This is a genomic window from Arcticibacterium sp. SM2516 (genome assembly GCF_057914865.1).
The window spans coordinates 2,510,419-2,524,393 of sequence record NZ_CP195290.1; the positions used below are offsets into that span (position 1 = coordinate 2,510,419).

Annotated in this window: 8 protein-coding genes; all 8 read right to left on the bottom strand. The window is 36.1% G+C overall.

The window, feature by feature from the left end:
* Nucleotides 1-11 precede the first annotated feature (11 nt).
* The gene (locus ACSBFT_RS10395; protein WP_489604557.1) at nt 12-659 is read right to left on the bottom strand and encodes an RNA polymerase sigma-70 factor; all 648 of its coding nucleotides are present in this window, start codon (nt 657-659) and stop codon (nt 12-14) included.
* Nucleotides 660-1,583: 924 nt separating this feature from the next.
* Nucleotides 1,584-2,870 carry a hypothetical protein gene (locus ACSBFT_RS10400; RefSeq protein WP_489604558.1) on the bottom strand — a complete coding sequence of 429 codons (1,287 nt, stop codon included), beginning with the start codon at nt 2,868-2,870 and terminating at the stop codon, nt 1,584-1,586.
* A 103-nt stretch (nt 2,871-2,973) separates the two neighbouring features.
* Nucleotides 2,974-4,263 carry a hypothetical protein gene (locus tag ACSBFT_RS10405; protein ID WP_489604559.1) on the bottom strand — a complete coding sequence of 430 codons (1,290 nt, stop codon included), beginning with the start codon at nt 4,261-4,263 and terminating at the stop codon, nt 2,974-2,976.
* A 74-nt stretch (nt 4,264-4,337) separates the two neighbouring features.
* A complete protein-coding gene (locus tag ACSBFT_RS10410; RefSeq protein WP_489604560.1) occupies nt 4,338-6,149 on the bottom strand; it encodes a RagB/SusD family nutrient uptake outer membrane protein in 1,812 nt (603 codons plus the stop codon).
* A gap of 24 nt (nt 6,150-6,173) precedes the next feature.
* A complete protein-coding gene (locus ACSBFT_RS10415; protein WP_489604561.1) occupies nt 6,174-9,650 on the bottom strand; it encodes a TonB-dependent receptor in 3,477 nt (1,158 codons plus the stop codon).
* 117 nt (nt 9,651-9,767) lie between these two features.
* Entirely contained in the window at nt 9,768-10,967 is a 1,200-nt protein-coding gene (locus ACSBFT_RS10420; RefSeq protein ID WP_489604562.1) for a FecR family protein, read from the bottom strand.
* A gap of 403 nt (nt 10,968-11,370) precedes the next feature.
* Nucleotides 11,371-11,946: an RNA polymerase sigma-70 factor gene (locus ACSBFT_RS10425; protein ID WP_489604563.1), complete on the bottom strand. Its 576-nt coding sequence runs from the start codon at nt 11,944-11,946 to the stop codon at nt 11,371-11,373.
* 1,239 nt (nt 11,947-13,185) lie between these two features.
* Nucleotides 13,186-13,974: an SOS response-associated peptidase gene (locus ACSBFT_RS10430; RefSeq protein WP_489604564.1), complete on the bottom strand. Its 789-nt coding sequence runs from the start codon at nt 13,972-13,974 to the stop codon at nt 13,186-13,188.
* Between the last annotated feature and the right edge of the window lies 1 nt (nt 13,975).

A 13,975-nucleotide genomic window follows, 5' to 3' on the forward strand; every position in this document is an offset into this window, starting at 1 on the left:
GAATTTCTTTATTAGTTAACTATTGCTAAAAGCACTATACCAAAATAGGCCTCATTGCTTAATGTTTCTTTTAATTTCTTTAGGGCTCTGCCTATCAATCTTTCTACTGCACTAACCGTAATATTCAATTCCTCTGCAATTTCAACGTACCTTTTCCCGTCTAATCTATTGAGCTGAAAGGCTCTTCTAGACTGTTTAGGTAGGCTTCCAATTGCCTTTTCTAGATGTTGTATAAGTTCATGGAAGTTCATAATGTCTTCTGGTGTTACCTGAATTCCTTTGTTCAAAACCTCTTCATTTATTTCTACTATCAGATGTTTTTTATCTATGCTCCTACTTAGATAGTTCAATGACTTATTTCTCACGGCCTGATATAAATATGACTTATAGGAAGTCTTCATCTCCGTTGCACAGCGTTTCTCCCAAAAATCTTCAAAAACATCAGAAACAATATCTTCAGCCGCTTCTCGATCATATACAATTCGAATCGCATTACTACACAAGGCGGCATAGTAATATCTAAACATCAACTCAAAACCATCCCTTATAGACTCCCGAAAGGTATTTCTAAGTACAACCTCCTGATTAAATTCTATCTCATATCTAGATATCCTCATCAAACTCGGCTGCGATAGTTTTCGCTCAGTATTTGGTTTCATCTTTCTGGTTGGTCAAGGGTTGTACAGTAATAAAGGCACAATTATTTGGACAAACCCCACATTGATTCTTGATATTTTTCAATTATTTCTAAAATAAGGCTAATTCGTAGCTTTAAACACTTTTTCTATCGGCAAAAAAATACCTAAGTCCATCGCTCGTATATAGAAACCAAGACGGTTTTCGCATTTTTTTAGATATTCCGGTTTAAAGTGAGCCACTTTACAGAATAAATGACAAGCATTTCCTTAACTATACTAGAAGTAAAACAAAATAGATGCTGAATATTCAACTAAAGCCACAAGCACTAGAAATATTCCCGAGGTACAATGAAGATAGAGAACAAGACGACAACGTATGCCCTGTATTAGATAAAGAAAAACCTACATGCAAAGTCTGTTGCCAATAGATTACAAAAGTTAGGAACCCAAATAATCAAAGACTTTAAAGTATTAGCCCAAAAGGCCGGAATCAAAACTTCGCTTACAACTTACACTCCAAGCCATAGCTTAGCAACAACGCTAAAACGACTTGGCCAATCAACTGCCGTCATATCAAACATGATGGGAAACAAAACCGAGGCTATAACCCATATATACCTGGATAGCTTCGAGAATGAATTGTTGTATGAGGCTAGTTTAAAGTTGTTGAGGAAACAGAAAACTCATGTTCTCTTTCTACTAGGCAATAGCCTAACTTAATTGGTTTTCTGTCTTAAGAAAAATCCCCAGCAAATGCCGAGGATTTTTCATTTTCAACCATTTCTATTTTACAAAATTGCTTTTCTCAAGATTGCCCAAGCCTTTATGGTATGATTCAGCAAGGCTGATACGCCACAAAGCGTTATTCCAAAGCAGCTGAACCTACTATTACTTCGTTTAATAAAGTGGCTAGGTTTAAGCAGAAGGAAAGCTAATGTTAAAAACCTATTTACTTGACTTTAAATAATATGCGAACTCAGCATAAAAAAACTCTGACAGGTATAATTTCGTATAATCATAATGGCTGACCACTTTATCAATCAAATCGTAATCTTTTATGTTGCCTGCAAGGGCCACAATTGAAGCCGCTGCCAAAGGTGTGGTCATGTATTGTTTCTCGTATGCTTTTCGCGTACCTACAAGCTCATTATTTCTAAGCGTAGACACATGAATAGCTTCTTTGATAGTAAATTGAGGATACCAGTCTGAATAACATAACCTCCAATTTGTGTTTCCAAAGGTCTTCGTGTCATTGTTGTCGAAATTTGAATATTCCTTGGCGAACTCAAGAGCTAGCTCTCGATTCTTTTTTATTCCCATCAAAAATTGGTCTTTAACCGCCGTAACTTCTTCTAATTTTGACAACTCCACAAGTGCAGCCTGCTTCATTACATAAATCCATAAATAGGTTCTATTGCCTACCCACATTTTTGAATCATATCCAATACCATCTGCACAAATTTCTGCCCTTGTTTTTGTACCTTCTTCAGGAATTTCATTCAAGGCTATTTGATACCTATTCATCCAAACCGAATCCTCAGTAAGATCATACATACACCTTAGTAGCAGTAAATAACAGGGTACTTCCAGAAATCTATTATCTAATAGATTATCACGCGATATCCCAGTAAACATACCATCGCTTGGAAAGCCCCAGTCATTTAATCTAACTGCCTGAACAACCTCGATAAGTTTACTTTTTATTATTTCTCTTTCTTTATCTGAAGGGATATCTGTTTTCAAATAATAATAGAGGCCATAAAACCAAGGAATAGTTTGGTCATTTGAACCATTAGGATAATGCGTTACACCATCTGTACTTACGCCTCGTGAAATAAAACCAGGAACATCTGAAACCATGGATAATTTAAGTAGACCTTGAGCTAAAACACGAGCTTTATCTCTGTCCACATCCGAATTTGTCTGTTTGGCTCTTTCGCAAGCTGCCATCAAATACATTCCTGTAAAAAATGCTCCATCTTCTATGGGTGTCCACCAGCCAAAGCCATTTGGTCTGGAAAGTCGACAATCAAATGCCGTTGGTCTCTCACCCACAAAGTCGTTTACTATACCATATTTATCAATGAATTTATGCCAAAGTTCTTGGTTGGCTTGCTCCATCGCGTCTTCCACTGTACTCTGCCCGATTGCATAAGCACTAAAAAGAAAGGTGAACAAAAAAACCATTAAACCTTTAATACATAAAGCAGTACCATTACTATATTTTCTCATTTAATTCTTTTTTTTATAATTTCCTAAAAGGTTTTTGGGCGTTTAATACCCTAAACTTTTGAGTGCTTTTTTCTGTAATTCCAACAAAAAGAAATTTATATCCTTAATTGCATTGTCTTAAATAATAGGCAAACTCCGCGAAAAAAAACTCACCCAGGTTTAATTTTGAATAGTCATAATGGCTAAGAACTCGATCTAAAAGTTCACAGTCATCAGGATTTCCTACCAAAGATATTATTGCGGCGGCAGCCAAAGGTGTAGTGGCAAATGTTCTTTCATATGCTTTCCGCTCTCCTATTTTATCCTCATTTCGTATCTTCGAAATAGTAATGGCATCTTCTACCGTAAATTGGGGATACCATTCTGAATAACATAATCTCCAATTTTTATTTCCATAGAATTTGGTATCCATATTGTCAAACTTGGAATACTCCTTTGCAAACTCCAATACAAATTCTCTATTTTGATTTATACCCGTATTGTAAAAGGATCGAATAGACTCGTCGGTTTCAATTCTTGCCAATTCAACCAAACACATTTGTTTGATTACATACACCCATAAATAATCTCTCCTGTTGCCCCAAACGTCAAAATCAGCCGGTGATGCTATTCCCTCTGAGCAAATTTCTGCCCTTGTTTTCGTGCCTTCTTTTGGCAATTCACTTAAGGCGATTTTATATCTATTTAGCCAATTTATATCATCAGTTAATTCATACATGCATCTTAAAAGCATGAGATAGCACGGAGCTTCTAGGAAACGATAATCTTTGAGATTATCGCGAAAGCCCCCTGTAAACATTCCATCACTAGGAAAACCCCAATCATTTAGTTTAACCGCATTGACTACTTCAATTAGTTTATTCTTAATAATTCCTCTTTCCTTTGGATAAGGAATATCTGTTTTCAAATAATGATAAAGACCATAAAACCAAGGGATTGTTTGGTCATTCGATCCGTTGGGATAGTGAGTTTTACCATCGGTACTTATTCCTCTGGAAACAAAGCCGGGAACATCGGAAACTAATGACAGCTTTAGAAGTCCTTGTGCAATAATTCGAGCTTTGTCTTTATCCAATTCGGATTCCGTCAACTTGGCCTTTTCACAAGCCGCTATTAAATAGAGCCCATTAAAAAATGCTCCATTTTCAATGGGTGTCCACCAGCCAAAAGCATTGGGTCTAGACAGTTTACAATCAAGAGCTGAGGGTATTTCGCCTACAAAATCATTAATGATCCCGTATTTATCTACAAATTTGCCCCAAAGTTCATGATTCGCTTGTTCCATTGCCTCTTCAACCTCTGTCTGCCCATAAGCAAGATCTACCGTAAAAAATAATACCAACAGAAGTGTAATTCTACTTTTAGCCATATGGGATATGTTCCAATCTTTCATTTTATATTTGATTTAAGATGGATTTATAGCAGAGGAAGAATATCCTCTGCTATACTTGATTGTAATCATGATTATTAATTATCCCAGCCCGGACTCTGTTTTAAATTGGGGTTAATCACCAATTCTTCTATTGGTATTGGGAAGTAGTAGTTTTTTGGTTCTTCAAAAGTTCTTCCCGCTGGTAAAGCATTTTTATAGGGTTGTAAAAAACCTAAATTATCCAAAAATACATCTCTATTAGCAACCACTGTAGGGTACTGGTATTGATTGAATTTCATGCCTCTTGTTGCTTCCGGCACTGTCAATAATTTACCTGCTCTCCAACGCACTAGATCATCCCATCGGAAATTTTCCCAAGCCAATTCTACTCTCCTTTCTCTTCTCACTTCTCTTAGCAAAGCCGATGGAACATACTTGCAATAGTTTGAATACCTTTCATCCAGTACTGGATCTGAGGGCAAATTAGACAAAAGCAATTCTGGTATACCAGCTCGGGCACGTAGTTTATTAATTGTATTGTCTAATGTACTTTGTGTGCAAGTCCCCATTTCAGAATGTGCTTCTGCATTGATTAATAAAACCTCTGCATACCTAAAAATAGGACATGGCATTGAACCTGTTTGAATTGCATTTATTTCTGTTTGATCATTCTTCCAAAACTTAACCGGCCAATAACCTGTAGGAGATGGAAACTCCTCTCCACTGCCTCTAATCCCCGGCATTTGGCCATTATACCCTTTTCCTCTAGCCACAAATGAACCGACATTTTTATTATCCAAAGCGTACTGACCAGGTGCTGCCACTGTTTGCGACAAGCGAGGATCACGGTTTAGAAATTCGCTTTGTAAACTATCATTGCCCAAGAATAGCGGACTGTTGGAAATAGGAAGCCCATCAGCACAGAGGTATTCGTCAACCATAGACTTGGATAAACCAACCACATTATCGCATTGATTCCACATGAAATAACGTAAAAAACCATGTCCCAAAAGGCCATTACTATACTCTTTCCAGAGAATAATTTCTGGATTGGTTTTATAACTTCCCTGAATAAACAAGTTGTGATAGTCATTTTCTGTATCACCTGTGCTCCAAATTCCATAATGACCAGAATTCATAAGTTCTTCTGAGGCTTTAATCGCCTCTTGGAAATATTTCTGTCCAGATAGGCCCAATTCTGTATGATACTTTCTAAATGTGCCTTCGTAAAGACAAATTCTCGACTTAAGAAATAGTGCCATATCTCTATTTAATCTACCACTAGATTCTTTACCTTTTGTAGGTAACCAAGCGATTGACTTATCTAAGCTGACCAAAACAGAATCCATCAATGCTTCGCGAGGCGTTTTTGGATCATAAAGTCCTTCAGATTCTGTACCCAATGGCTCACTATACCAAGGCACTTCGCCAAACATTTTTATTTTATTGAAATATTCCATGCTTTTGAAAAATAGAATCTCACCTGCATAAACATTTTTCACTGCTTGGCTTACCTGGGCTCTGTCATAATTTATAAGGAAGTAATTTAAGGCTCTAACATTGCCCCAAGTCCATCCGCCAGTTCCGGCAGTAGTAGGCTTCACATACAAGTTATTTATTAGCCTTGCAGTAGTTACATTTTCCGCCACAGCATTATCGGAGTGTATATCCCCATAAGGAATTGAAGAACCTTTATATCCATAGGGATTACGAAAACCTAAAGCATTATCAAACCCTTCGATGTAAATTCCATAAAAAGAGTTTGCATAGAGTTTTAGATCTGATTCACTTTTCCAATAATTTTGATCTACGATACTATCGAGAGGGAAAAGTTCTAAAAACTGATCATCACAACTCGACGTTAGAGAAAGCGTAAGAAATAATATAAATATATATTTAAGTTTCATCGAAGTTTAATTTAAGATTAGTAATTATAGATTAGCCTGTATACCAATAGTATAAGACCTCATTAAAGGGTAGGCATCATTCATATTCTCTGGGTCCATAAACTTCGGAACCTTAGAAACTGTCAAAATGTTAAACCCTGATGTAAACACTCGGAGTCTATCAATTTTCACTTTACTTGATAATATTGAAGGAAGTGTATAACCTACCGTTACGTTTTTCAATCGAGCAAAAGCAGCATTTAGCAGGTATCTCGATTGAACTTCCATGTTTTTAAACGCAGGTTTATAGGCTGGATAGAAAGCGTCTGTACGTTCTGGTGTCCATGTATTATAATATACCTCTGGTGTGCCAATTCCACCATGGATATTCGAGCCACGAATTAAGCCCCAATAAAGGTAACTACCACTCCAATAATCTCTCTTACCCGTGCCTTGCCAAAACATATTAAAATCAATACTTTTCCAAGACAAATTGGTGTTTATCCCAAACTGAAACCTTGGCAATGAATTACCTATGATCTGTCTGTCACCAGAATTTGAAACCGTGGACTCACCATACGTTACTTTCCCATCTCCGTCGATATCTTTATATTGAACATCACCAGGACGCCATACTCCACCAGCAATTTGTGATTGGTTTGGAGCCACATCAATTTCATCATACGATTGGAAAAGTCCTGCCGTTTCTAAACCCCAAATCTCGCCCATTTTCTGACCTTCGTATAAAGAAGAAACTATTCTTTGAGGGTTTCCAGAAAACTTAACTACTTCTGATTGAGTATCGGAGAATACAAACGAAAAGTCATAATTAATACCATTTTTAAGCTGATCTGAGTATTTTGTCGAAAATTCCCAGCCGCTCGTTTTCATTACACCTGTGTTTTGATTGGGTGCACTTGTTCCCAATACAGACGGAAGTTGCTCTGCGGTAGTAAGAATATCTCTAGTTACCCTTTTATACCAATCAAAAGTAGCCCCAAGTTTGTTCCATAAAGTCACATCTAAGCCAAAGTCGATTGTTGTAGCCGTTTCCCAAGTTAAATTTGAACTCACTAAGCCTGGAGGGTTGATACCAATAGGCCTTTGTCCATTCATTAAATAGGCAACTTGTGGAATTAAACCGTAGGTAGAAATGTAGGCATAATTTGAAACATCTTGATTCCCCAGACTTCCGTATGAACCTCTCAACTTGAGTTCAGACAATACAGGTTTTGTCCCTTTCATAAAGTTTTCTTCGGTTATACGCCAGCCTGCTGAAATTGATGGAAAAAGCTTAAACCTATCACCCTTTGGGAATTTCGAAGTTCCATCGTATCTGGAATTAATTTCAAGGAGATACTTATTATCGAAATTATAGTTTAACCTAACAAACGCACCTCGAATTCCCCAATGTGACTCGTTATCGCCGAATGTTTTTGCACCAGTCGCTAGTTTTAAGCTAGTTACGGCATCCGTAACTAAATCATTTCCTTGAACAGTTAAGTCGTTATATTTTGACAACTCTTGATTATAACCTACTACCGCAGACACATTATGCTTTTCTTTTAGCGTTTTATAAAAGTCGAAATACGCATTAAAGACGGTATAATCACTTTTGGCAAAAGTTTTACTCACGGTACTAAACCCTTCTCCAAATGGAGTCCAAGACTTTTCTACACGCAATACGTACGGTAAATGCATCTTCTGATTTTCATCAATTAATTTATACGCGTAATTTGTCTTAAATTGAAGACCATCAAGTAACTTAATTGTCCCTTCTACTTTCATCAATAAATTGGAATTTTGGGTAGTAATATTCCCGTCATTTATGAAAGCATTTAATGGCGTATGCGTTGGCATTACACCCACCGGAGAGTCTTCAGGTGTAAACCTGGGCGTCATCAAAACACGCCACCCAATTCTTGATAGATAATCAAAATAATTATCTGAATATGCAGAATACCCACCCTGCCCATTAGGCCGTTTGGTGCCTGTATTGGTATAAATTACTTTGGTGTCTATGTTCAACCACTTATTAATATCAGTAGAAAAACCCAACATCGTGTTGTAAGTCTTTCTATAATCATCTCCTAAGGCTACAAGTCCATCCTGGTCTCTAAATCCAAAAGAAGCGTAATAATTGGTTTTGTCTGAGCCCCCTGAAATTGAAATATTATGGGCTTTCAAAGGAGCGGACGGTTTTAGAAATTCTTTCCAAGGGTCTACATTAGCCACCCAAATGTTTGTTCCCCCAGATTCGTAATAGCTAGGTGCAGTTTCAGGATTATTATAATAATTCTTGACTTGCTGAAGCTTGAATTCATCATCTTGTGATGGCAGACCTCCATCCAATATTTGAGCATTTATTAAAGACTCTTGATATTCAACAGAGTTTAAAAGTTTAGGTCTGTTTATAGGCTGTTGACTCTGATGACTAAAGGAATAAGAGATTTTGGGTTTCATTCCTTTCGAACCTTTTTTGGTTGTCACCAATATCACACCATAGGCCGCTCTAGCTCCATAAATTGCAGAGGAAGCCGCATCTTTCAATACCGATATACTCTCTATATCTGAAGGATTAAGGTTGTTAATTTCCATTGGTATTCCGTCTACCAAAACAAGTGGGCTCCCACTCTTAAAACTACCTCCCGAAAATGAGGTACCGCCTCTAATATTAAAAGAAGGTTCCTTGACTGGATTACCATCCGAGAAATTAATATTTAAGTTAGGTACAACCCCTTGAAGAGCTTGACCAATATTAGCCACCGATTTCGTTTCCAGTTGTTTCGAAGTAACCTGATCTACAGCACCAGTTAAATTTACTTTCTTCTGCGTTCCATAACCCACTACTACGACTTCATCCAATGCTTTGTTATCCGCCTGTAACTTAATGTTAATTAAGCTTTCGTTACCCACAGCAAATTCCTGCGTAAGGTAACCCACATATGAAAACACGAGTATGGCATTTTCATCTCCTTTCTCTAACTCAATCTTAAAATCACCATCAACATTCGTTGTGGTTCCTTGTTGTGTCCCTTTGAGAACGATGCTAACTCCAGGTAGCCCACCCGACTCATCCGTCACACGTCCTCTCACTTCCCGTTTTTCAATAACTGGCTTTTGAACTTCGACAACTGGTTGTCCCTTGATTTGGACTGATAGCCTTGGTTTCACTATAATAATTTTGTCGACTAAGGTATATGTCAATGACTGATTCTTGAAACATGCTTCAAGAATTTCATTAACAGAAGCATCCGATACATTCATTGAAACCGGTTTAGCATGCCTCAATAGCTCATTATTATAAATGAACTGGTATCCAGTCTTTTTCCTGAGCTTCTTGATAACTTGTTCAAGCGAAGCGTTTTCCAAGGAAAGTGAAATTTTCTGCGAAAAAACGGATGCACTTACCTGCATACACGCAATCATCAGCAGTAGAGCACTTAGTTTCATAATACGAAGTATTTTTTGGTTTATACGCCTTTGTATCCGACTACTTTCGTAGCGTAGTTTTTTTTTCATAACTTTGAAATGTTAGGGTTTAGAAATAGTTTATGGTTCGTACTGTATTATTATTATTTAAGACCTATTTAACCGGTAGCGTGTCCTCGCTATCGGTTTTTTTCGTTTTTTGTTAGTTTATTTTTTCATTTGATTATTTTGAATTCCTATTTTATTTCCTTCTACTTTAAATTTCAATTCGCCCGACATTTCTAGCATTTTAAGCACTTGAGATAAGGGTGTATTTCGAGAAATAAATGCCGTAAAATGTTTCTCTGGAATTTGATTTTCATCTTCCACATCAACATTATACCAACGCTTCAATTGCCTCAAAATACTTTTTAGATCTTCATTCTCAAACTGAAAATAACCATTCTTCCAAGCAACAACTTCGTCTAGATCCACATCTCTGACCAAGATATTCCCTCCTATGCTTGCCTGCTGCCCAGGCAGGATGGTCTTGCTGTATCGGCCATTACTTATACGAACTAAGCCTTCCAACAAAGTCGTTTGTAACTCTGCCTCATTACTATAGGCCATTACATTAAAATGAGTACCTAACACTTCCACTTGAGTATTATTCGCCTTTACGATAAATGGCATCCCTGTGTTTTTAGCAATTTCAAAATAACCCTCTCCTGTCAAGTTGACTGTCCTTTGCATTCCTGTGAAAGCAGTAGGAAAGTGCAAGGAAGACTCCGAGTTAAGCCAAACTTTGCTACCATCCGGCAAAACAACATGATATTGCCCGCCTACTGGTGTTTGGATAGTATTATAATGAACTTCTTCATTTCCAGCCTGTTCAAGAATTTCGTAGATAACCTCTCCATCTTTTTTCCTTATCCGAATGCCGTTTTCTTCTTTAAAAGTACCATTAGATACATCTTCCAGAGAGACCACAGAACCATCTCCTAGGGTTAATGTTGCATTATTTCCACCTGGCAGTGCATCATTTAGTGGCATCAAGTTATCAATACTAGAAACCTCTAAACGCTTATCTTTATACGTCTTAAGAAAAACGACAAATGAAAGTGCTCCAACTAAAATTACAGCTGCTGCATATTTAAGGTATCTGACAATATTTATCTGACGCTTCTGAGCGGCAGCATCAATTGTTCTGGTAATATTAGTCCATCCTACATCTTTGTCCACCATGGAAATAAAATGTAAATCCTTATTCAATAAAGCTTCATTTTCTAAATCATCCAGTAATCTTTGATTTTTGTTGTCTTCACCAGCCCATTTGATTAGTTCTTCATTCTCAATATGAGAAAGTTCTCCCCGGAGATACCTGGAAATTAAATCAGCTTTCAAAAAAGCATCTTCCTTGTTTTTCATATCAAGTTCATTTTATAATACTAAGACGATTTGATCTAAAAAAAGGGTGAAAAGAAATCAAGAAATATTTTCATTCTTTTAATAACACTAGAAAATAGTGCATTCGTTTTAACGAAAATCATGGGACAATTCCCTAACAGAGATTCCACATCTTGTCAAACATTTGAAACAAACTTTAATCTAAATGCGTATTGAAGCATCAGATTACCAGTAATTTTCCCATACTGCTACTAAATTCCAGAAGTCTGAAATCTACCTAGTTTAAAGATATGGCTATAATAAACAATAAGATTTAAACTGTTTATCGAGAATAATCACCAATGATACAATATATTATAATAAACCTCAACGCTTCAGATACCATCCAAAGTCTATTAGTTAGTTCATAAGGAACCTTACTGTCTTAAAACGCAAGTGCGACAAGTAATAGCACAAATTCAGAAGATGATAATCTTAGTTTTAATAAACGTAAAGCACGTTGTTTCTGCGTTTTAACAGTATTTATTGAAACACCCAGTTCACTTGAAATTTCCTGATTTTTTTTCCCCTCCAGAAAACTCATTTCCAATACCTGCTTACACCCTTTAGGTAATACCTCTATCGCATTAAAAATCTCAGACAACACTTCAGAGCGAATAATTCTATTTTCAATATCATTTTCGTCAATAGGATCCACCATTAATTGATCTTCATATTTTCGAATTACCAATCGATGCTTAAGTAAATCCATACATGCATTTTTTACAGTTGTATATAAAAAACCTTTTATGGCATTTGGAGCATCTCCTACACTTCCTTTGCAATTCCAATAACTAATAAAAGCGTTCTGAACTACGTCCTCGGCTTCTTGCTTATCCCCAAGAAAGTTATACGAAAAATAAACCAAACCGGAGTAGCTTTTATCAAATACCGATGTAAATGCTAAATCATGTGCTACCCTGCTATTGGAACAGGTTGATATGTCGTCCACTGGCCTCATGTTAGACAATGTTAAGGAGATTCGATTCAAGAAGTTAAAAGTATGGCATCGCTACCAATGCATAATAAATGTACTAGTTTTTATAAGAATCACAATATTGATCTTCATATAATAATCGAAGGTTATACAAATTTTATGCATAGTACGGTGATTCCAACCTTCCATATTTAGTAAGTGGCTGACTTAGCGTTATAATCCTGGCACCATTTATTTGATATAATTCATAAGTGACAGGAATATACAAACCACTGTGAGTCTAGAATACATTCTATAAAAAACAACTACATTACTCTATGTATAACCCCTAAAAACTCAAATTAACTAAAGTTAACCTAAATTAATTTAGCGTTTCTCCGCTAAAACAAGTCGATTAATTCGGTATAAACTCCTTATTAATTTGAATGCACAACAACGAACAGAAATAGGCTTGACTACAACACCAGAAATGGCTCACTTTAAACCAGAATATCTACGAAAAGGAATATTTCAGACTTTAAGATGATGTCATGAAATAGAAACAGATTTATTTCAACTCTTAAAAAATAAAACACGGCTTAGAATATGCCTTAAAATTTAAAATTAATACCTCCGTAGTAGCTGATAAAACAGAAGCTAGTACTCAAGTCTCCTTGGACAGCTTCGAGAATGAGGTATTGAATGAAGCTGTAAGCATTATTTATTGATGAAGCCATGTAAACCCTAAAAACGACGAATGAGATATTTCTCAAGAATAAGCTTAATATTCATTTGACATTTTTAATAAGGCTTGATTACACCAGGATTTTAGAGCCTAGTTAAAAAAGAGATTACACAAACTTATTATTCCTATGGCAATTATTTTAATTCTAAAATGATGCCTTTGGGTTTCAATTTCATTCGAAGTGAGAATATTATAATTCACTAAACCCAGTTTATGCATTGTGAAATCGTTATGAGAAGTTAAAGTGCAATAAATCAGACATTTAAACGAGATTAGTACAGCGGTTTACACTGAGCTAAAGTCGAAGGGCTATGGTGATTGAGTTTAAATGGGTGTAGCCTGTGCTGAGCTTGACGAAGTAAACTGATTTGAAGCAATTTAGTTACGGTTCCGATAGCTATTGGGAGATTTTCTAATGTATAAAGCGGCCTAAATCTACTTTAGAGTGGAAATTGAAGTAACTGTACTGATTTTACTGTCCAGTATCTTGGGGGAACTTCAAGCTGACCTTCTTCAATTAAATCAAATAAAACATATTTTTAAAACAAACTAAATTGTTCATTCTCTGTCTTTATGGAATGATAGCCTTTAGGCAGCTCTGGATAACAATACTCATCTATTACTTCTGGGTCATTAATGGACTCATATCTAGTCCTGATTTTTTTAACAGTATGAGCCTTTAAGAGACCATCAGGCAAAGGTTTCAGTAAACTTTCATAATTATCTCCATCTAACCAATTGAGATAATCCTTCTTTTCCAGAATGACTGGCATTCTTGGCTCTTCCAGTTTAGGATTATTATGAATTTTTGACATCATTTCATTTGCCTTGGTAGTAACAATACTAACAGTTTCAATAACTTCTCCATTTATGTTAGCCTTATCAAAAATGCCTGCCATAACTATGGGCTCACCATTGGACTTTGAAATAAAAAATGGAAATGTTTTACTTTTAAAATGATGATATTCAAAAAAGCCATCTAAAAGAACCAAGCATCTATTTTCCTTAATGGCTTCCTTAAAAGACTTCTTCTCATCAAGAGTTTCTGCCCTTGCATTTAAAGTGTACTTGCGTATATTATTTGCAGAATCTAAAGTTTTATATGTAGAAGGAATTAAGCCCCAAGTGAAAAACTGAATTTCCTTAGGTTTAGTATTGGTGATAATAGGGAGCTTAGGAAACTCAAAACCATTTAAATGATATGCTTCAGGCCATTCCTCGTATTGCTTTAATTCATCCTTTAAGGAATTAAGCTCTGTTTTGTTTAAGCCATAATGCTCCCCATATTTAATAGCTTTTTTAATTTGATATGAAACATCATAACACATA

Coding starts and splice junctions, on each gene's coding strand:
- ACSBFT_RS10395 (WP_489604557.1), bottom strand. CDS start 659: ATGAAACCAAATACTGAGCGAAAACTATCGCAGCCGAGTTTGATGAGG.
- ACSBFT_RS10400 (WP_489604558.1), bottom strand. CDS start 2,870: ATGAGAAAATATAGTAATGGTACTGCTTTATGTATTAAAGGTTTAATG.
- ACSBFT_RS10405 (WP_489604559.1), bottom strand. CDS start 4,263: ATGAAAGATTGGAACATATCCCATATGGCTAAAAGTAGAATTACACTT.
- ACSBFT_RS10410 (WP_489604560.1), bottom strand. CDS start 6,149: ATGAAACTTAAATATATATTTATATTATTTCTTACGCTTTCTCTAACG.
- ACSBFT_RS10415 (WP_489604561.1), bottom strand. CDS start 9,650: ATGAAAAAAAAACTACGCTACGAAAGTAGTCGGATACAAAGGCGTATA.
- ACSBFT_RS10420 (WP_489604562.1), bottom strand. CDS start 10,967: ATGAAAAACAAGGAAGATGCTTTTTTGAAAGCTGATTTAATTTCCAGG.
- ACSBFT_RS10425 (WP_489604563.1), bottom strand. CDS start 11,946: ATGAGGCCAGTGGACGACATATCAACCTGTTCCAATAGCAGGGTAGCA.
- ACSBFT_RS10430 (WP_489604564.1), bottom strand. CDS start 13,974: ATGTGTTATGATGTTTCATATCAAATTAAAAAAGCTATTAAATATGGG.